The 19,053-nt window shown below is 70.9% G+C and carries 16 protein-coding genes; 5 read left to right on the forward strand and 11 right to left on the reverse strand.

Annotated features, from left to right (window positions below):
* Positions 1 to 4 precede the first annotated feature (4 nt).
* A complete protein-coding gene (locus FRAEUI1C_RS26960; protein ID WP_013426530.1) occupies positions 5 to 661 on the reverse strand; it encodes a GntR family transcriptional regulator in 657 nt (218 codons plus the stop codon).
* 369 nt (positions 662 to 1,030) lie between these two features.
* Here FRAEUI1C_RS26960 and FRAEUI1C_RS42235 point away from each other — a divergent pair, with 369 nt between their 5' ends.
* Positions 1,031 to 3,517 carry an acyl-CoA dehydrogenase family protein gene (locus FRAEUI1C_RS42235; RefSeq protein ID WP_013426531.1) on the forward strand — a complete coding sequence of 829 codons (2,487 nt, stop codon included), beginning with the start codon at positions 1,031 to 1,033 and terminating at the stop codon, positions 3,515 to 3,517.
* 55 nt (positions 3,518 to 3,572) lie between these two features.
* On the opposite strand, the gene FRAEUI1C_RS26970 is transcribed toward FRAEUI1C_RS42235, so the two are convergent.
* The 5 genes from FRAEUI1C_RS26970 to FRAEUI1C_RS26990 form a co-directional block, all read right to left on the reverse strand.
* The gene (locus tag FRAEUI1C_RS26970; protein ID WP_013426532.1) at positions 3,573 to 4,331 is read right to left on the reverse strand and encodes a sugar phosphate isomerase/epimerase family protein; all 759 of its coding nucleotides are present in this window, start codon (positions 4,329 to 4,331) and stop codon (positions 3,573 to 3,575) included.
* Positions 4,332 to 4,368: 37 nt separating this feature from the next.
* Positions 4,369 to 5,103, reverse strand: a complete 735-nt coding sequence (locus FRAEUI1C_RS26975) for an SDR family oxidoreductase (protein ID WP_013426533.1) — start codon at positions 5,101 to 5,103, stop codon at positions 4,369 to 4,371.
* A 283-nt stretch (positions 5,104 to 5,386) separates the two neighbouring features.
* The gene (locus tag FRAEUI1C_RS26980; protein WP_013426534.1) at positions 5,387 to 6,586 is read right to left on the reverse strand and encodes a cytochrome P450; all 1,200 of its coding nucleotides are present in this window, start codon (positions 6,584 to 6,586) and stop codon (positions 5,387 to 5,389) included.
* A 230-nt stretch (positions 6,587 to 6,816) separates the two neighbouring features.
* Complete coding sequence (locus tag FRAEUI1C_RS26985; protein WP_013426535.1) at positions 6,817 to 7,896, reverse strand: NAD(P)H-dependent amine dehydrogenase family protein; 1,080 nt, start codon at positions 7,894 to 7,896, stop codon at positions 6,817 to 6,819.
* On the reverse strand, positions 7,893 to 9,521 hold the full coding sequence (locus tag FRAEUI1C_RS26990; RefSeq protein ID WP_013426536.1) for a thiolase C-terminal domain-containing protein: 1,629 nt from the start codon (positions 9,519 to 9,521) through the stop codon (positions 7,893 to 7,895). The genes FRAEUI1C_RS26985 and FRAEUI1C_RS26990 overlap by 4 nt, the downstream gene beginning before the upstream one ends.
* Positions 9,522 to 9,897: 376 nt before the next feature.
* Here FRAEUI1C_RS26990 and FRAEUI1C_RS26995 point away from each other — a divergent pair, with 376 nt between their 5' ends.
* Positions 9,898 to 10,569 (forward strand): TetR/AcrR family transcriptional regulator, encoded by a 672-nt coding sequence (locus FRAEUI1C_RS26995; RefSeq protein ID WP_041259661.1) that lies wholly within the window; start codon positions 9,898 to 9,900, stop codon positions 10,567 to 10,569.
* Between the two features lie 176 nt (positions 10,570 to 10,745).
* Entirely contained in the window at positions 10,746 to 11,519 is a 774-nt protein-coding gene (locus FRAEUI1C_RS27000; RefSeq protein WP_013426538.1) for an SDR family oxidoreductase, read from the forward strand.
* A 91-nt stretch (positions 11,520 to 11,610) separates the two neighbouring features.
* Here the strand turns inward: FRAEUI1C_RS27000 and FRAEUI1C_RS27005 are convergent, their stop codons facing one another.
* The 3 genes from FRAEUI1C_RS27005 to FRAEUI1C_RS27015 are packed head-to-tail and all read right to left on the reverse strand — an operon-like array spanning position 11,611 to position 14,484.
* Complete coding sequence (locus FRAEUI1C_RS27005; protein WP_013426539.1) at positions 11,611 to 12,789, reverse strand: thiolase family protein; 1,179 nt, start codon at positions 12,787 to 12,789, stop codon at positions 11,611 to 11,613.
* A 53-nt stretch (positions 12,790 to 12,842) separates the two neighbouring features.
* Complete coding sequence (locus tag FRAEUI1C_RS27010; RefSeq protein WP_013426540.1) at positions 12,843 to 13,700, reverse strand: acyl-CoA thioesterase; 858 nt, start codon at positions 13,698 to 13,700, stop codon at positions 12,843 to 12,845.
* A gap of 7 nt (positions 13,701 to 13,707) precedes the next feature.
* A complete protein-coding gene (locus FRAEUI1C_RS27015) occupies positions 13,708 to 14,484 on the reverse strand; it encodes an SDR family NAD(P)-dependent oxidoreductase (protein WP_013426541.1) in 777 nt (258 codons plus the stop codon).
* Positions 14,485 to 14,615: 131 nt separating this feature from the next.
* On the opposite strand from FRAEUI1C_RS27015, the gene FRAEUI1C_RS27020 reads away from it, so the two are divergent.
* Positions 14,616 to 15,629, forward strand: a complete 1,014-nt coding sequence (locus FRAEUI1C_RS27020; protein WP_013426542.1) for an LLM class flavin-dependent oxidoreductase — start codon at positions 14,616 to 14,618, stop codon at positions 15,627 to 15,629.
* 335 nt (positions 15,630 to 15,964) lie between these two features.
* The gene (locus FRAEUI1C_RS27025; RefSeq protein WP_013426543.1) at positions 15,965 to 17,149 is read left to right on the forward strand and encodes a cytochrome P450; all 1,185 of its coding nucleotides are present in this window, start codon (positions 15,965 to 15,967) and stop codon (positions 17,147 to 17,149) included.
* Positions 17,150 to 17,361: 212 nt separating this feature from the next.
* Here FRAEUI1C_RS27025 and FRAEUI1C_RS27030 read toward each other — a convergent pair whose 3' ends face one another.
* Complete coding sequence (locus tag FRAEUI1C_RS27030) at positions 17,362 to 18,507, reverse strand: thiolase family protein (RefSeq protein ID WP_013426544.1); 1,146 nt, start codon at positions 18,505 to 18,507, stop codon at positions 17,362 to 17,364.
* A 10-nt stretch (positions 18,508 to 18,517) separates the two neighbouring features.
* Complete coding sequence (locus tag FRAEUI1C_RS27035) at positions 18,518 to 18,988, reverse strand: Zn-ribbon domain-containing OB-fold protein (RefSeq protein WP_049807265.1); 471 nt, start codon at positions 18,986 to 18,988, stop codon at positions 18,518 to 18,520.
* Positions 18,989 to 19,053 lie beyond the last annotated feature (65 nt).

Consider the following 19,053-nt stretch of genomic DNA (forward strand, 5'->3'; position numbering starts at 1 on the left):
GCGGCTAGAGGACGCCGCGGGCGGTGAGCTCGGAGATGACGCGCTCGCCGGCGACGCGGAAATCGGCGGTCCGCTGGCGGGCGGCGCCATCGCCGTCGCCCGCGATGATCAGGGCCAGCACCCGTTCCTGCTCAGCGATGATCTCTTCGCGGGTCAGCCCGCTCTCGACACGGAAGACCCACGGCAGGAAGCCCGCGAAGGCGCGCAGCTCGGCCCGTAGCCGCCTGGAGCCCCCGGCCCGGTGCTGCGTACGCAGGATCTCCGGGACGATCTCGCCGATTCGGTCGATCGAGCCGGCGGACCTCAGCTCCTCCACCAGCCGCTCCAGCTCCGCGACCACGGCGGGGTCCCGCCGCGCCGCGAGCCGCGCCACCGCGACGCCGCTGAGCAGGCCCATGACCTCGAAGTCGTCCATCACCGACTCGGCGTCGAACGGCTCGACGAACACCCCTCGGTGGTGGCGGATCGAGACGATCCCGTCCCGTTCCAGCATGACCAGGCCCTCCCGGACCGGGCTGCGGGACAGGCCGAGGGTCTCGCCGACCTCGACGAGGTCGACGCGCTGGCCGGAGCGCAGCCGTCCCTCGAAGATCTCCTCCATCAGGTAGTCGACGACGGCGTTGCTCGCCTTCGCGAGCTTGACGGTTCTACTGGGCGACACGGCGGCGGTCCTAGGGCGATCGGCCGGAACCGGCGCTGCGCGCCTTCGGCCACTCCGCCTGGTTCGGGCGCTGAGCGCCCTCTCCTGTGTGGTTCTCGGCTGGGGCGGCAGATGCGGGTGGGCGCTGGTCCAGGGTTCGGATCTTGGTTACGTCTCGTCTTCAACCCCTCAGTGGAACTGCGCTGTTGCGCCTGACGAGGTGGTGTGAGGTCTGAGGGCAACAAGTGTACGGGGCAGGATCTTGACGGGGTCGTGGCCGAGGCCGGGGAGCAACCTCACCCATGACCTGGGTCTGGATGCTTAGATGAGGTAAGTGAATTATGAATCAAAGTTGACGGGCAAGCGCCCCCGAGTCGGAGCGTCACGCACATGCTGATCGAGCTGAGCCCTGACCAGGAGATCCTCCGGGACACCACCGCGCGCTATCTGGACCGCGAGGTGCCACCGGAGGTGCTGCGCCAGCTGCGCGACGACGCCGACGGGTACCGCCCCGGCTACTGGAGCGCCGGCGCCGAGCTCGGCTGGGCCGCGCTGCTCGTCGACGACGAGCTCGGCGGCGGCAGCGTCAGTGGCGCGCCGCTCGTCGACCTCAGCCTGATCGCCTACGAGTTCGGCCTGCACGCGGCCCCCGGCCCGCTGATCGGCACGAACCTCGTCGCCGCCGCGCTCTCGGCGGCGATCAGCGCCGGCGGCGCGGACTCCAGCCTCACCGAGGCCCTCGACGCGCTGCTCGCCGGCGAGGCCACCGGCGCCTGGGCGCTCGCCGAGCCGCCGCCGCACGACGCCTACGGCACGGTGACGCTCACCGTCCGGGCCGATGGCGACGAGGTGGTTCTCGACGGGGTGAAGCGTCCGGTCGAGGGTGCCGCGCTGGCCGGCTACCTGCTGGTCACCGGGCGCACCGGCGACGGGCTCACCCAGGTGCTGGTCCCGGCCGACGCCGCCGGTCTGACCATCGCGCCCATGCAGACCGTCGAGCTGACCCGCCGGTACTCGGTGGTCACCTTCGACGGCGTCCGGCTGCCACGCACGGCGGTCGTCGGCGCGCTGGGCGGGGCCGACGAGGCCGTGCGCCGCCAGCTCCAGCTGGCGCTCGTCATCCTCGCCGCCGAGTCCGTGGGCACGATGCAGAAGGCCTTCGACATGACCGTCGCGTGGGCCTTCGACCGGTACTCGTTCGGCCGCCCGCTGGCGAGCTACCAGGAGATCAAGCACCGGTTCGCCGACATGAAGCTGTGGCTGGAGGCCTCGCACGCCGCGGCCGACGCGGCCGCGGCGGCCGTCGACGCCGGCCTGCCGGAGGCCGACGAGCTGGTCAGCGTCGCCAAGGCGCTGACCGGCAAGTACGGCTCCGAGCTGATCCAGGACTGCATCCAGATCCACGGCGGCATCGGGGTCACGTTCGAGCACGACCTGCACCTGTACCTGCGCCGGCACACGGTCAACCGGTCCCTGTTCGGCCTGCCCGAGGAGCACCAGCGCCGGATCACCGACTTCGTCGTCGCCCAGGCCAACGCACAGGCGGCGCAGACGCGGGCAGCCGAGCTGGAGCCGGCCGAGGTGTCGGCGCCGGCCGGCCCGGTGGCCGTCGAGCGCCCCGCCGGCGCCGAGCTGGAGGACGTCGAGAGCTTCCGCGAGCGGGCAAGGGCCTGGATCCGGTCGAACCTGAAGCCGGACCACCGGTTCCGGTCCCTGCGCATCCTGAAGAGCGACGAGGAGGAGTTGGCCGAGGTCACCCGCAGCCGCGAGGTGCAGCGGATGTTCTTCGACGCGGGTTTCGCCGGGATCACGTTCCCCAGGGAGTACGGCGGCGCGGGCCTCACCGACGCGCACCAGGAAGCCTGGAACATCGAGATCGCCGGCTTCGAGTACCCGCGTGTCCTCCAGGTGCCGACGCTGGTGCCGTGCGCCGCCACCATCCTCGAGTTCGGCACCCACGAGCAGAAGCTGCGCCACCTGCCGGCGATCCTGCGCGGCGACGAGATCTGGATCCAGTTCCTCTCCGAGCCGTCCGGTGGCTCCGACGTCGCCGGCGCGCTGATGTCCGCCGTCCGCGAGGGCGACGAGTGGCTGCTGAACGGTTCCAAGGTCTGGAGCACCGGAGCCTGGTGGTCGGACTGGGCGCTGTGCCTGGCCCGCACCAACTGGGACGTGCCGAAGCACCGCGGCCTGTCGGTCTTCATGCTGCCGGTGCACCAGGACGGCCTGGAGATCAACCGGATCGAGATGCTGAACGGGTCGCGGGAGTTCTGCCAGGAGTTCCTGACCGACGTCCGGGTGCCGGACAGCGAGCGCCTCGGCGAGGTCGACGGCGGCTGGACCGTCGGTACCCGCTGGATGATGCACGAGCGGATGGCCGGCAACTCGCCGCTGGCGACGCACCCCCGCCGGTCGCAGCGGTCGGGCGAGACCTTCGCCGTGCCGCTGGTCGCGATCGCCGAGGGGGTCGGCAAGCTGGACGACCCGCGGGTGCGTGAGCTGATCGGCGAGATGCGGATGCTCGCCGTCACCATGGAACGGCTCGGCCAGCGGCTCGGCGCCGGCATGGCGAGCGGCAAGATGCACCCGCAGTCGTCGGCCATCGGCCGGCTGATCTCCGGCATCGCCGGCGTCCGCCGCGACACGATCGCCTACGAGATCGCCGGCGCCACGGCCGCCGCGTGGACCGACGAGGACGGCGCCGCCGGCGGCAAGGGCCTGGACTTCCTGATCCGGCAGGTCTCCGAGCTCGGCGGCGGGACCACCGAGATCGCCCGCAACGTCATCAGCGAGCGGGTCCTCGGCATGCCCCGCGAGGCCGCCCCCGACCACGGCGTCGCCTTCCGCGACGTCCCCCGTGGCGCCCGCTCACGCTGAGGCCGAGCACCCGTCGCGGAGCACCCACCCGTGCTCCGCGACGGCTGGCCCGCCGTCAGCGCCAGTAGCGGGCGGTGGAGTCGTAGGCCCGGCGGGCGAACTCGGGCACCGGGAGCTGGCGTAGCTCGGCGTTGAGGACCTCCACGCTCACCAGGCCGTCGAAGCCCCGCTCCAGCAGCGTCGTCGCGAAGCGGTCCAGGTCGAGTTCGCCGTCGCCCGGCATGACGCGACGATGCAGCGTCTCCGAGGTCGGGCTGCCGACCGGCGGTGGGGCGTCGTCGAACTGCAGGTAGGCGATCTCCTCCAGCGGGATCGCCGCGAGCTCGTCCCAGGTGCTGGCGCCGCGGAAGAAGTGCCAGGTGTCGATCAGCACCCCCGCCCGGCCGGGGCCGGCCGCCGCCACGACGTCACGGGCTGCCGTGATCGTCGGCACGAAGCCCAGCGGGCTGAACTCGACCGCCAGCCCCGAGCCGGCCTCGGCGAGGATCTCGGCGCAGCGGCGGATCAGCGGCGCCGACCGCGCGTCCAGCTTCAGCCGGAAGGCGGTCAGCACCCAGCGGGCGCCGATGGCCGCGGCGGCCCGGGCCAGCTCGCCCGCCTGGCGGAGGGTGGTCTCCTCGTCCTCGCCGACAAGGAGCGCCAGCAGCTCGTGGCAGCGAAGGCCGGCGGTCGCGAGCGCCTGTGCGCAGTCGGCGTCGGCGTGCGCGGCGGCGATGCCGACGGAGGTGAACCCGGCGCCGCCGGCGGCGGCCACCAGCCCGGGAGCGTCGATGTCCCAGCGGGAGTCCGGAGTCAGCGCGATCTCGACCGTCATCCGCGCCCCGGCCTTCTCTCTCCGTGCGCGCTCACGGTCAGGCCCGCGGCATCACGGTCACCGACGGGACCGTCCCGCCGCACCGCAGCACGCTGTCCAGAACGCGTACCAGCTCCTCGACGTCGAGGAGGGCGCCGCTCTGGTAACCGCGGCTTACCCACACCGGCCGGACCTCGGCCAGGTAGGTCCAGTCCCAGTCGGTCGGGAACCCGCTGACCGCGTCGCCCTCGCCGCCGGCGCAGTCGCCGACGACGACCCGGGTGAAGCCGACGTCCGGGTGCTCGGCACGGTAGGCCTCGACCAGCTTGTCGAGCGCGGCCTTGCTCACGGCGTAGGCGCCGAACCCGGGCCAGACCGGGGTCAGCGAGGCGCTGATCGAGGACAGGTAGGCCGCCGTGCCGCCGGTGGCCTTCAGGTACGGGAGCGCGGCGGCGGTGACGAGCGCCGCCCCGGTGACGTTGGTGTCGAAGGCGCGCCGCCAGGTGGCCGCGTCGATCTTCTCGATCGGGGACAGCGGGCCGATGCCGGCGCTGTAGACGATGGCGTCGATGCCGCCCAGCCCCGTCGCGGCCTCCTCGACCGCCGCCTGGCAGCTCGCCTCGTCGGTGACGTCGCACGCGATCGCGAGTGTGCCGGGGCCGGCCTCCTTGGCCGCGTCGACTAACCGCTCGCGCCGGCGGGCCAGCAGCGCGACCTGGTCGCCGCGGCGGCCCAGGTCGACTCCGATGCATCGGCCGAGTCCGCTCGAGGCGCCGACCACCACGATCTTCATGGGTTTCCTTCCGACCGCGAGCCGCGCCTGCCCAGCGAGCCGGCGGGCACTTCCACCGCAAAATGGATTAATGATTCATACCGTCTGTGCACGGAAATGGCCACCGTCGTTCTGGCCGAAATGGATCATTGGCGGGCCCTGCGATCGCCTCAGACGCCGCCGACTCTGACTGCCGGCCCGGTGATCGCCGATTTGGCCCTCGCGTGGTCGTGGCCAGCGCGTTCCCACGACCACGCGAGGGCGCAAACAGCGATCACCGGCACCAAGGTGGCCGGAGGCCTCGCTAGAGAAGGAAGGGGAGCTTCTCGTAGCCGCGGACGGTGCTGGTGTGCAGCCGCACCGCGTTGTCGTGGTCGACCTGCCAGGCCGGGAAGCGGCGCAGCGTCTCCTCGATGGCGATCCGCCCCTCCAGCCGGGCCAGGCCCGCGCCGAGGCAGAAGTGGATGCCGTGGCCGAAGGTGACGTGACTGTCGAACTTGCGGTGGATGTCGAACTGGTCGGCGTTCGGGTACTTGCGCTCGTCGCGACCAGCGGAGCCGGTCAGCAGCAGCACCTTCGACCCGGCCGGGATCTCGACGTCGTGGATCACGACGTCGCGGGTGGTGGTGCGGCCCTGGACCGGCGACGGCGGCTCGTAGCGCAGCAGCTCCTCGACCGCGTTCGGGATCAGCGACGCGTCGGCGGCGAGCTCGGCGCGCTGGTCGGGGTTGGCAGCGAGCACCACGCCGAACCAGCCGAGCAGCCGGGCGACGGTCTCGGTGCCGGCGCTGACGATCTCGTTCGTCACGGCCGCGGCCTGCTCGGTGGACAGCCGGCGCGGCCCGTCCTCGGTCGCGACCTCGGCCTCGGCGAGGCCGGTGATCATGTCGTCGCGGGGCGTCTTGCGGCGGGCGTCGATCTGCTCGCGGAAGTAGCCGTTCAGCCGGCCGACGGCCTCCCGGGCGACGTCGTTGACCATGCCGGCGCTCTCGTCATGGTGGAACGTCAGGTCGATCAGCTGGCGAACGTGCTCGCGGTCGGCCGGGTCGACGCCGATCAGCTCGGAGATGACCTTCGACGGCAGCTGCGCGGCGAAGTCCTGCACGTAGTCGAACCCGGACCCGCCGACCTGGGGGTCGAGCATCTCGGCGCACAGGTCCCGGATGGCGCCCTCGAGCCGCGCGACCCTGCGCGGGGTGAACGCCCGCGAGACCAGCGTGCGCAGCGTGTTGTGCAGCGGCGGGTCGGTGAAGATCATGAACGCGGGCGGCATCGGCTCCGACGTCATGATCTCCAGCACGGTGCCGTAGGCGGAGCTGTAGGTCGCGGCGTCGCGGTGCGCCTCGTCGATGTCGGCGTGCCGGGAGTAGGCGTAGAAGCCGTGCCGCTCGTTGCGGTAGACCGGCGAGGAGTCCCGCAGCCGCCGCCAGATCGGGTACGGGTTGGTGTCGATCACCTTGTCGAACGGGTCCCAGTACAGGTCGGCCTCGGCCAGCTGGCTCATCTCAGTCCTCGCATCGGGGTCGCGCGGGAAGTCTGCGGGATCGTTCGCACCTCGTGGCCGTCGCTCCACCCGTCGAGAACGCGTGCCCTCCAGCGAGGGAATCACATTCCCGAACCAGAGACGACCAGTCCGCCAAATTTGATTCTTAATGAAAGCGAGTGACCGCCGAGAGTCAGCGGCCAACCCGGGCCGCGCCGATGACGCGACCCGGGTACCTCAGGAAGAGGCGCTTAGACGAGGTCCGTGCCGATGATGAACGGCAGGTCGAGGGTGGTGCGGATGCCGGGAGCCGCGGCGACGAGGGCCGCGACGGCGTTGACGGCACGGTTGGCGGTGAAGTTGGGGGACGTCTCCGCCATCTTCTCCAGCGGCACCGTGAAGGTCAGCGCGATGTCCATCGGGGAGTCGCCCTCCACGGTGATCCGCCAGCCACTGTCCAGGAGGTCATCCCAGGCGGGCTCCAGGTCCTTGGTGCAGTACCAGTTGGCGTGGAACTCGAGGAACGGCTTCCCGCCTCGCATGCCGACCACGCTGACGCGCTGCGCGGCGATCGAGCCCTTCGGCAGCAGACCGGCGGCGATCTCGATGTCGTCAGCGGCGGCCGCCAGCTCGCCGCCGCTGACGAACTCGTCGATCGGCATCCCGAGGGCGTCCGCGAGCAGCGACAGCGACGGGCCGAACGCCCCGGCCAGGTACTCGGCGCGGACGGCGTCGAACGGGCCGATCGGCTTCCCGTAGCCCATGACGTCGAACAACAGACCGGGCGAGTCCCGCTTCGACATGTCGGCGTACTCGTTGATGACGATCCGGTCGAGCCGGCGCTGGAGCGACGAGAGCACGAGCGGCACGGCCTCGGAGATGAACCCCGGGCTGCTGCCGGTCGAGTGGACCGAGGTGCCGCCCTCAGCGCAGGCCTTCTCGATCTGGGCCCGCAGCCCGGGCTCGATGCTGGCCGGGCGGTGGAACTCACCGCGGGTAGTGACGATGTTGGCGCCGGAGGCGAGAATCCGGGCGACCTCGTCGCCGTCGAAGTACCGCGGCATGTAGAGCACGCAGTCCGCGCCGAGGGCGAGGATCTCGGCCACGTCCCTGGTCGCCGCGACGCCGGTGGCCACGTCGAGCCCGGCGAGCTCGCCCGCGTCCTTGCCGGCCTTGGCCTCGTCATAGACGTACAGGCCGACCAGCTCAAGCCGTGGATGGTTGATCACGTGCATGAGCGACCGGGTACCGATGTTGCCGGTCGCCCACTGCACGACGCGTAACGGGGCGCCGGTCGGCCCGGATTCGGACAAGGTGGCCTCCGATGTCATGAGTCTGCCCTCCGTAGCAGGAACACGCCGCCGGGCGCGCCGCCCCCGGTGGAGACGACGGCGGTACGGGCATGGGCGACCTGGCGGTCGCCGGCCTCGTGGCGCAGTTGCTTGATCGCTTCATGGACGAAGCCGAAACCGTGCAGCCGGCCCTCGGAGAGCTGGCCGCCGTGCGGGTTGAGCGGCAGGTCGCCGTCGAGCGCGATCCGCCGGCCCTTGTCGAGCCAGTCCTGCGCCTCGCCGAAGCCGCAGAATCCGAGCGCCTCCAGCCAGGAGATCGCGTTGAACGTGAACCCGTCGTAGAGGCAGGCGAGGTCGACGTCGGCCGGGGTCAGGTCGGTCCGAGTCCACAGGTGCTTGGCCGGGCCCATGACCAGGGGCTCGTGGGTCATCGTGTCCTGGTCCCAGGAGACCCGTTCGAGGATCTGGGTGCCGACGGCCTCGACCTTGATCGCCGGGTGCGGCAGGTCGCCCGCGACGTCGACGGCCGAGACGATCACGGCGACGGCGCCGTCGCAGGGGACGTCGCAGTCGTAGAGGCCGAACGGCGTCGAGACGAGCCGGGCCGACATGTAGTCGTCCATCGTCATCGGCGCGCGGTAGATCGCGTCCGGGTTGCGCCCGGCGTTCGCCCGGCCGTTGAGGGCGATCGCGGCGAGCATCTCCCGGTCGGCGCCGTAACGGTGCATGTACTGGCTGGCCTGCATGGCGATCCAGCTGGCCGCCGAGATGGCGCCGAACGGGTGGCGCCACTCGCTGTTGAGGCCGGTGACCCGGCTGGGCATCCCGCCGAGGCGCAGCTCGCGGTGGGTCGACTCCCAGACCGTGCGGAAGCACAGCACGTGGCGGCACAGGCCGGCGGAGACGGCGAGCATGGCCTGGGCGATGGCACCGGCCTGGCCCGGGAGGTCGCCGCCGCCGTTGATCCAGGTCGGGTGGATGCGCAGCGCCTCCTCGACCGAGGCGACGCCACCCTCGCTCATGCCCATGGGCGCCATGCCCGGGTAGGTCGAGAGGCCGTCGATGTCCTCGACCGTCAGGCCCGCGTCCGCGATCGCGTTCAGGCAGGCCTCGGTCGTCAGCGACAGCGGGTCGACCATCAGGCGGCGGCCGATCTTCGAGCGGCCGATCCCGGACAGGACCACGTCGTGCTCGAAGCGGCGGGACGACAGCGGCGGCCGGGGAGCCGGCAGGTTCGGCTCGCCGACCAGGTCACGGGTCTCGTCCGGCTCGCCGGTAGGGCTGAACACCGGCAGCCAGACGTCCTCGTGGTGCTCGAAGCTCACCTGGACCCGCTGGCCGATGTGGACCTCGGCGGGCTCGACGCCGACGATGTTCGTCGTCAGCCGGACGTCGTCGCTCTCGTCGATCGTCACGACGGCGATCACGTACGGCGGGGTCATGTCCGGCAGCCACTGCTGGATGTTGACCGTGAAGCCGACGACGGTGGCCCGGCCGGAGACCTCGCGCGGTGCCGAGGCGGAGCTCCGGCACTTCGGACAGACCGGTACCGGCGGGTGCACCAGCGTGCCGCAGTCGTCGCAGCCCTGGATCCGCAGCTTCCCGTCGGCACCTGACGTCCAGAACCACTCGCTGGCCGGGGTCAGCGCGGGGAGAGGCCGCATCGCAGCTCCTTGTCGCTTCGTGGGTGACCGCGCGGTCGGTCGCCGGGCGACCAGGGCCTGGTCCGTCGCCGCGCTGGGACCTGGCAGGGCCCGCGGCCTGCGACGGAACGGGCTACTTGTCGCCCAGTGAGTCGTACCACGGTTTCTACGTCGACGTCGAAATACGCTGGCGGCCGAGATCGACCGTCACGGCCCAATCACATAGCACCGACGATGACTGCCAGTACACTCGGTGCGGGTGACCCTACTCACTGAACACCGACCCCCTGGGCCACACCACGCGGTCACGCAACGTAGGACTTTCGTGGCGCGAGGGCTGACATCGCGTGAGCCGTCGCCCAACGTCACCTCGACCTCCGGTGAACAGGAGCAGGCATTGGCGACGGTGGTGCCAGTCGACCGGGACAAGCCCAACGGGCCCCGCTCACGCAAGGGCGCGGCGACCAGGGCCCGGCTACTGGAGGCGGCGAAGGCGGTGTTCGAGGAGGACGGCTTCCTGGAGGCGCGGATCTCGGACATCGCCGAGCGCGCGGGCCTCTCCCACGGCTCCTTCTACCACTACTTCGACTCGAAGGAGCAGATCTTCCGCGAGGTCGCCATGGCCCTCTCGGACCTGCTGCACGCGCCGCTGAGCACGATCATCTTCGACCCGGCCTCGATCGCGTCCCCGCAGGAACGGATCCGCGCCGGCAACCGCCGCTTCCTGGAGAGCTACCGGCAGGAAGCCCGGATCATCGGCGTCATCGAGCAGGTCTCCCGCTATGACACGCTGCTGAACACCATCCGGTTCGAGCACCAGCAACGCGACCGCGACCGGATCTCGAACTCGATCGCCCAGCTCCAGCAGCGCGGCCGGATCGACCCCACCCTCAACCCGACGGTCGCCGCCTCGGCGCTCGGCGCGATGGTCACCCGGTTCGCCGAGATGTGGCTCGTCCAGGGCCTGTTCGACACGGACTTCGAGGAAGGCGTCGAGCAGCTCACCCGCCTGTTCCTGAACGCCCTGGGCCTGCGTCACAAGCCGGCCGGCCTCGACGGCGACTCCTAGGACCGCGGCCGTGCCGCACGCCGGACGACCGGCCGGTCCCAGCCGAGGCTGCCCTGCGGTTCCCGTCACCAGGCGTTCCGGGTAATTCCGACTCTGACGTCAACGTCGTACACTTCTCGTGCTCCGGACCTGGGCGCTTTCGACGCTCCGGTATCGACACGGAAAGTGAGCCCACGATGCGAACGGTTGTGGTCGGCGCCTCCAGCGGGTTAGGACGTGCCATCGGGATCGGCCTCGGCCAGCGGGGTGCCCAGGTGGCGCTGCTGGCCCGGCGCAAGGACCGGCTGGTCGACGCGGCGCGGGAGGCCGGCGACAGCGCGATCGCCGTCGCCTGCGACGTCACCGACGAGGCCTCGGTCCGGTCGGCCGTCGAGGAGGCGGCGACGACCCTCGGCGGGATCGACGCGCTCGTCTACGCCACCGGGATCGGGGTGCTGCGCCGTCTGGTCGACGTCGACGCGAGCACCTGGCGCACGGTCTTCGAGACCAACGTGATCGGCGCGTCGCTGGTCACCGCGGCTGCCATCCCCTACCTGCTCGAGTCCGGCGGGGTGGCCGCCTACCTGTCGTCGATCACCGGCTCGGTCACCGAGCCGTGGCCGGCGCTCGGTTCCTACGCGGTCAGCAAGGCCGCGCTCGACAAGCTGATCGAGGCCTACCGGGTCGAGTACCCGACGCTCGGCTTCACCCGGGTCACCGTCGGCAACTCGGCCGGTGGCGCGGGCGAGTCGGCGACCGAGTTCATCACGAGCTGGGACCCGGCGCTCGCCGGCGCGGTGCACCCGATCTGGATCGGCCGCGACTACGTGCACTCGGACTTCGTCGACGTCGAGGACCTGACGAACGTCGTGCACACCGTCATCACGAACGGCGCCGCGATCAAGTCCGTCGTCGTGGACGCCCGCCGCACCGTCCCGCTGCCGCTGAACATCCCCGCGCAGACCTCCTGAGCATCCCCTCCGCTCAGGACACGCCATACGAGAACGGCCGCCAGGTTGAACCTGGCGGCCGTTCTCGTGTTCTCGGCTGTCTACCCGCAGGTCAGGGAGCGGGGACCTCGATCACGGTGGCGCTGGCCATGCCGCCGCCGGCGCACATCGCGGACAGCGCGAGCCCGCCGCCACGACGGCGCAACTCGTGGGTCAGCGTGATGATCTGCCGGGCGCCCGTCATCGCGATCGGGTGGCCCAGGCTGCAGCCGCTGCCCAGGAAGTTGACGATCGAGTCGTCGATGCCGAGCAGCTTGCACGCGGCGGCCGGCACCGAGGCGAACGCCTCGTTGATCTCCCACAGCGCGATGTCGCCGACGCTGAGCCCCGCGCGCTCCAGGGCCTTCGGGATCGCCTTGACCGGCGCGAGGCCAGTCTCGGCCGGCGGGACACCGGCCGACGCCCAGGACCTGATCACCGCGAGCGGCTCGAGGCCGTTCGCCTCGGCGAACGCCCGGGAGGTCAGCACGACCGCGCCCGCGCCGTCGTTCACTCCGGAGGAGTTGCCCGCCGTGACGCTGAAGCCCTCGATCTCCGGGTGCAGCACCTTGAGCCCGGCCAGCCGCTCCAGGCTCGTGTCGCGGCGCGGGTGCTCGTCGGTGTCGAAGGTGAAGGTGGTGCCGTCCCGCCGGGTGACCTCGACCGGGACGATCTCCTCCTTGAAGGCGCCCGCGTCGATGCCGGCGACGGCGCGCTGGTGCGAGCGCAGCGCCCAGGCGTCCAGGTCCGCGCGCGACAGCCCGGCGGCCTTGGCCGCGTTCCAGCCGACCGTGATCGACATGTCGAAGTTCGGTGCCTCGGGGGTGTTGCGGTGCGACGGCGAGTACCAGTCGACGACGTCGTCGGTGCCGGGCTTGCGCCGCTGGGAGCGCGGCGAGGTGGACGAGGAGTTCGTGCCGCCGGCGACGACGACCTTGTCCATCCCCGCGATGATCGACGCGGCGGCCGACTGGATGGCGGCCATGCCGGAGGCGCAGTGCCGGTTCTGCGCCACGCCGGGCGCGTTGACCAGCCCGGCCTCGATCGCCGCGTACCGGGCGATGTCGCCACCGCCGTACAGCGCCTCGCCGAGCACTACGTCGTCGACCAGCTCCGGGTCGATCCCGGCCCGCCGGACGACCTCGCCGACCGCGAGCGTGGCCAGCTCGAAGGCGTCGACGTCGGCCAGGGATCCCTTGCGCGCGGTACCCACCGGCGTCCGGGCGGTAGCAACAATCACCGCTTCATTCACGTCAGCTGCGCTCCTTCATGGCCCAAAGGTAAATGTCGATCTCGCTCTGCTCGTCAGAGCCGGTGACTGCCCGCCGCCGCCGGAGCCATCGCGCGGATCATGCTGTCCTGGACGTACGACGCGACCAGCGCGCCGTCGGCCGCGAAGATGTCGCCCCGGCCGTAGCCCCGGCCGTGCCCGGTGTACGGGACCCGGGTCGAGAGCAGCAGCCAGTCCCCGGCGGCCACCGGCTCGTGGAACGTGATCGTGTGCGACAGCACGCTGGTGGAGATGGTCCGGTGCGACAGCGCCTGGCCGACGCCGGGGTGCGGCCGCATCGCCGTGCCGATCGAGAAGCCGTCGGTCACGAACGCGACCAGCGCCTGGCTGATTCCGCGGTCCTCGGGCGCGCCCGGCCAGCGCGTCCAGACGTCGAGCTCGGCCGGGCCGATCGCGTCCGGGTCGTTGAGGTCGACGGCGCCGACGATCGACGCCTCCCAGTCACCGGGAGAGTCGGGCCGCCCGTGGCCACCGTTGAGCTGCTCGCCCGGCTTCGGCGGCTCCAGGCCGACGCGGCTGTCCTCGTGCCGGATGAAGTCCGGCTCGTCCACCGACAGCAGCACGGTCGACTGGCTGACCACCTTGCCGTTCTGGCTGATGGTGACCGCGCTGCTCGCCATCGTGCGGCCCGAGCTGAGCCGCTGGACGGTGACATCGAGCGGCAGATCCGGCCGGCCGGCGCGGGCGAAGACGGTGTGCAGCGTCTTGACCGCCTTGCCGTCCTGGCCGGCGAGCCCCGCGGCGATCGACTGGGCGAGCAGCTGCCCGCCGTAGACGACCGGGCCCGGCGAGGGGACGTTGCTCGCCCGATAGCTGTCCTCGCCGACCGGCTCTAACGCGAGCGAGCCGACGACGGCGTCGACGTTGAACACGACCGGGCTACTTCGCCGGGAAGCGCAGCGCGCCGTCGAGCCGGATGTTCTCGCCGTTGAGGTACGGGTTGCGCGCGATCGACTCGACGAGCAGCGCGAACTCCTCCGGGCGCCCGAGCCGCTTCGGGAAGACGATGTCCTTGGTGAGCGCCGCCAGCATCTCCGGCCGGATGCTCTCCATCTTGGGGGTGCCCATGGTGCCGGGAGCGATCCCGCAGACCCGGACGCCGAGCACCGAGAGGTCGCGGGCCATCGGCAGCGTCATGCCGAGGACGGCGGCCTTGGCCGAGCCGTAGGCGATCTGCCCGGTCTGGCCCTCGAGGCCGGCGAGCGAGCCGACGTTGACGATCACGCCGCGCTGGCCGAACTCGTCCGGCTCGTTGTCGGCGAAGGCGCCCGCCGCGACGAGACGGCTGAAGTTGAAGGTGCCGGTCACGTTCATCGCGAGGGTCGTGACGAACACGTCCTTGTCGTGCGGGGTGTTGCCCTTGCCGACGGTGCGCCCGCCGCCCGTGGCGCCGCCCGCGACGTTGACCAGCAGCGACACCGTGCCGAGCGCCTTGCCCGCCGCGATCGCGGCGGCCACGTCGTCGTCGTCGGTGGTGTCACCGGCGACCGCGACCGCGACGCTCTCGTCGAACTCCTTGGCGACCGCCTCGGCGGCATCGCCGAACTTGTCGACGACCACGACCTTCATGCCGACACCGATCAGGTGGCGCACTGTCGCCGCACCAAGACCGCCGCCGCCGCCGGTCACGATCGCCACGCGTCCGTTCAGGTCCAACGTCCCCAACCCCTCTGTTCGCTTGCCAACGCGCTAACACACCGACATTACTGACACCGACGTCAATGTTGGTACACTCACACCCTGTGACGGTTGCCGGATGTGACGGCCGCCACGGAGGGAGCAGCCAGGTGGCGATCTTTTTAATGCGGTTCGACTTCCGCAATCCGCCTATAGCCCAGACGAGTATGTCCGAACGCTACGGTGCCGCGCTTGACATGGCCGAGTGGGCCGACCGGCTGGGCTTCTACGCCTTCGGCCTCTCCGAGCACCACGGCTCCGACGACGGGTACCTACCCAGTCCGCTCGCGATGGCCGCAGCCGTCGCCGCCCGGACCAAGAACGTCCGGATCATGATCGCCGCACTGATCACCCCGTTCCACGACCCGCTGCGCCTCGCCGAGGACACCGCGGTCATCGACCACATCTCCGCGGGCCGGCTCGATCTGGTGCTCGCCGCCGGCTACGTGCCCGCCGAGTTCGAGATGTTCGGCGTCCCCGTCAAGGAGCGCGCCAAGCGCGTCACCGAGACCGTGCACACGCTGCGCGCGGCGTGGACCGGCGAGCCGTTCGAGTACCGCGGCCGCACCGTCCGGGTCACGCCGGCCGCCTACTCCCCCAAGGGCCCCGGCATCACCCTGGGTGGCAGCTCCGAGGCCGCCGCCCGGCGCGCCGCCCGCCTGGACATCGGCTTCACCCCGACCGACGGGGACACCTGGGAGTTCTACCGCGACGAGACGATCAAGCTCGGACGGCCGGACCCGGGGCCGCACTTCGGCCGCACCGCGACCTTCATCCACGTGGCGCACGACGTCGACGCCGGCTGGGAGAAGATCGCGCCCTACGCGCTGCACGAGTCGAACGCCTACGGCGCCTGGCTCACCGCCGGGGGCAGCGGCACCGCGAGCGTCTACCAGGCAGCCGAGTCGGCCGAGGCGCTGCGCGAGACCGGCCAGTACCGGGTGCTGACCCCCGCCGAGCTCGTCAACGAGCTTCGCGAACAGGGCCCATTCGCACTGTGCAACCTCACGCCGATGATGGGCGGCATCCCGCCGGAGATCGCCTGGGAGAGCCTGCGCCTGATCGAGAGCGAGGTCATTCCCGCGCTCGCGGCGGAACAGACGGCGCAGCCGGCGGGCGGGTAACGTTTATCCATCACGGTCACTTGAGTCGCGTTCGAGAGGAATGTAGTTTCCGCTTCGTACCGGGCGTAGCGCGGCTTAGGCGGCGGGACGACGCGTCCACCCCGTCCGCTTCTCCGCCGGCCGCGACGTGCCGGTGCGTTCGTCCATGGCTCACGAGTCCGTGGCACAACTGAAGGTCCCGGACCCGGATCGACGCCGCTCCCGCCTGGTGAGACGCCCGGCCACGGCCGTCGCTCGGCCGGGCGCCGCCGTGGCGCCGGCAGGCACCTACCGCGGCCGGGGGCACCCGCCCACCGGCATCATTCGTTTCGACCCGAGGAATGAAGGTCACGGCCGTGACGGAACTGTACTGGGACCCGTTCGACAAGACGATCGACGTGGACCCGTACCCGGTGTGGCGCCAGATGCGCGACGAGACACCGGTCTACCGCAACGAGAAGTTCGACTTTTACGCGCTCTCGCGGCACAAGGACGTCGACGACGCCCACCTGGACCCGGACACGTTCAGCTCCGCACACGGAACAGTGCTGGAGATCATGGGTCCGGACGCCCTGGACACGGGCCTCATCATCTTCATGGACCCGCCCGCGCACACGATGATGCGCGTGCTCGTCTCGCGCGGCTTCACGCCGCGGCGGATCGCGGCGCTCGAAGAGCACATCCGCAAGCTGTCCGCCGAGATGCTCGACCCGCAGATCGGCGGGTCCGGTTTCGACTACGTCCAGGACTTCGCCGCGCAGCTGCCCTCGAAGGTCATCTCCGAGCTGATCGGCGTCGACCCGGCGGACCGCGAGGAGGTTCGCGAGGCGATCGACGCGTCCTTCCACCTGGACCCGGAGAAGGGGATGATCAACGACATCTCCTTCATGGCCCAGATCAAGCTGCACGAGTACTTCTCGGAGCAGATCGACGCGCGCCGGAAGAACCCGCGCGACGACGTGATGACCGCGCTCACCGAGGCCGAGATCGGCGTCGGCGCCGAGGCCCGCCGGCTCACCACCAAGGAGGCGGCGGACTTCACCAACCTGCTCGTCTCCGCCGGCACCGAGACCGTCGCCCGGCTGCTCGGCTGGGCCTGCTCGCTGTTCGCCCAGCACCCCGACACCCGCGCCGAGCTCGTCGCCGACCCGTCGCTGCTGCGCGGCGCCGTCGAGGAGACGCTGCGCTACGAGGCGCCGTCGCCCGTGCAGGGCCGCTGGACCACCCGCGACGTCGAGCTGTACGGCGAGACGATCCCGGCGAACTCGAAGGTGCTGCTGCTGACCGCGTCGGCGAACCGCGACGCGCGCAAGTACCCGGACGCCGACACCTACGACATCCGGCGCTCGTTCGACAGCCACGTGGCCTTCGGGCACGGCCCGCACTTCTGCCTCGGCGCGTCGCTCGCCCGGATGGAGGGCCGGGTCGCCCTGGAGGAGACGCTCAAGCGGTTCCCGACGTGGGAGATCGACACCCCGAACGTCGAGCGCCTGCACACCAGCACCGTCCGAGGCTTCGCGAAGCTCCCCATCCTGCTGTAGCTCGCCCTGGGCGCGCGGTGGCCGACCGGGCCGCCGCGCAGTGGCGACTTGATCGCCGTTTGAGCCCTCGGGTGGTCCTAATTCGGTCCCGGTGACAGCCACTGGAGGGCGTAAACGGCGATCACCACAGGGCTCGACGGCAGGATTCGAAGGCCGCGCGATCAATTCGATCGCGCGGCCTTCGTCATGCGGTGCCTAGTGGCGGATCTTCCCTAGACCGAGAGGATGGCGACGCCGGCGGTGCCGGGGGCGCCGTAGAGCTGGCCGTAGCCGACGCGGGGGCTGCCGGGGACCTGGCGGTCGCCGGCGGTGCCGCGCAGCTGCTGGGTCAGCTCGTAGACCTGACGCAGGCCCGAGGCGCCGATCGGCTCCCCGTTGGCGATCAGGCCGCCGTCGGTGTTGACCGGGAGGCTGCCGCCGATCTCGGTCGCGCCCTCGGCGTAGAGGCGTTCCTGCTCGCCGTCCTTGCACAGGCCGTTCTCGGCGAGGTGGATGACCTCGGCACCGGCGTCGGTGTCCTGGAGCTGGGCGACGTCGACGTCCTCGGGGCCGAGACCGGCCATCTCGTAGGCGGCCCGGGAGGCGTAGACCGTCGGGGCGTCGTCCTGCTCGATCGGCAGCCACGGGCTGTGGACCTCGAACGCCCCGAGCTTGCGGGTCCGCACCACCGAGGCCTTCAGGTAGATCGGCCGGCTGGTGTACTTGTGCGCCTCGCTGGCCTTGCACAGGATCACGGCCGCCGCGCCCTCGTCGGGCGAGCAGAACATGTACTGCGTCAGCGGGTCGTTGACCATCCGCGCGCCCAGGATCTGCTCCTCGGCCATCGGGGTGCGCCGGAACGCGTCCGGGTTGATCGAGCCGTTGCGGTAGTTCTTCGCCGCGACCTTGGCGAGGGTCTGCGGGGAGATCCCGTGGTCGTGCATGTACCGCTGGATCTTCATCGCGAAGAACTTCGGCGTCAGGAACAGGCCGGTCTCGCCGTACCAGGCCGGCAGGCCGTATTCCTCCGAGTAGGAGGCGAACGCCCCGGTCGGGTGCTTGTCCATGCCGATCGCGATGCCCAGGTCGTACTCACCGAGGCGGATCGTGTTCGCGGCCTGGGTCAGCGCGCTGGCTGCGGTGGCGCAGCCGTTGTAGACGTCGGTGATCGGGATCCCGGTCAGGCCCAGGAAGTTGATCACAGCGTCGGGGTTGTCGACCTCGAAGCTGCCGGCGAAGCCGAACTGGATCTGCTTCCACTCCAGGCCCGCGTCACCCAGCGCGTTACGCACCGCCTGGGCGCCGAGCTGGATCGCGGTCTGGCCGGGGAAACGACCGAACGGGGTCCTACCTACGCCGATGATGGCGACATCGTCCATGGCGGGCCCCTCAGTTCTTCTCGACGGGACGGAAGGCGAAGGTCAGCACCTCGGTACCGTCGGCGTCCGTAGCGAACGGGACGACGACCAGCTCCATCTCCTGGCCGATCTCCAGCGGCTCGTCGACGCCGACCGCGAGCCGGGCCTCGATCCGAGCCTCCGGAAGCTCCACGTAGCCGACGCCGTAGCCGACGAAATCCGCCGCCGGCTCGGTGCCGAGGTAGGGCGGGTTCTTCGGCTGGAACCGCTGGCGGGTCCACGTCCACAGGGTGCCCCGGGTGGACAGCCGCGTCTGCGCGGTGTCCAGGGAGCCGCACCGCGGACAGTTCGGGTATGCCGGGAACGCGACCAGGCCGCAGACCTGGCACTTCGATCCGATGAGCCGGGGCTCGTCCGACGGCCAGTCGAACAGGCCCTCCGCGACGACGCGCTGAGCGACCACCTGCTGGGCCACGGCTGCCCCCTCCTCCGAATTTGACATCAGCGTCAGCATAGAGGGGCCGGTCGGACGTCACCACCGTTCGGAATTGATCGCCGATTTCGCCC

Source organism: Pseudofrankia inefficax, from assembly GCF_000166135.1.
Lineage (GTDB): Bacteria > Actinomycetota > Actinomycetes > Frankiales > Frankiaceae > Pseudofrankia > Pseudofrankia inefficax.

What these genes read in the sequence shown, in the direction of transcription:
- FRAEUI1C_RS42235 (WP_013426531.1), top strand. Translation starts at nt 1,031, where the DNA reads ATGCTGATCGAGCTGAGCCCTGACCAGGAGATCCTCCGGGACACCACC.
- FRAEUI1C_RS26970 (WP_013426532.1), bottom strand. Translation starts at nt 4,331, where the DNA reads ATGACGGTCGAGATCGCGCTGACTCCGGACTCCCGCTGGGACATCGAC.
- FRAEUI1C_RS26975 (WP_013426533.1), bottom strand. Translation starts at nt 5,103, where the DNA reads ATGAAGATCGTGGTGGTCGGCGCCTCGAGCGGACTCGGCCGATGCATC.
- FRAEUI1C_RS26980 (WP_013426534.1), bottom strand. Translation starts at nt 6,586, where the DNA reads ATGAGCCAGCTGGCCGAGGCCGACCTGTACTGGGACCCGTTCGACAAG.
- FRAEUI1C_RS26985 (WP_013426535.1), bottom strand. Translation starts at nt 7,896, where the DNA reads ATGACATCGGAGGCCACCTTGTCCGAATCCGGGCCGACCGGCGCCCCG.
- FRAEUI1C_RS26990 (WP_013426536.1), bottom strand. Translation starts at nt 9,521, where the DNA reads ATGCGGCCTCTCCCCGCGCTGACCCCGGCCAGCGAGTGGTTCTGGACG.
- FRAEUI1C_RS27000 (WP_013426538.1), top strand. Translation starts at nt 10,746, where the DNA reads ATGCGAACGGTTGTGGTCGGCGCCTCCAGCGGGTTAGGACGTGCCATC.
- FRAEUI1C_RS27030 (WP_013426544.1), bottom strand. Translation starts at nt 18,507, where the DNA reads ATGGACGATGTCGCCATCATCGGCGTAGGTAGGACCCCGTTCGGTCGT.
- FRAEUI1C_RS27035 (WP_049807265.1), bottom strand. Translation starts at nt 18,988, where the DNA reads ATGTCAAATTCGGAGGAGGGGGCAGCCGTGGCCCAGCAGGTGGTCGCT.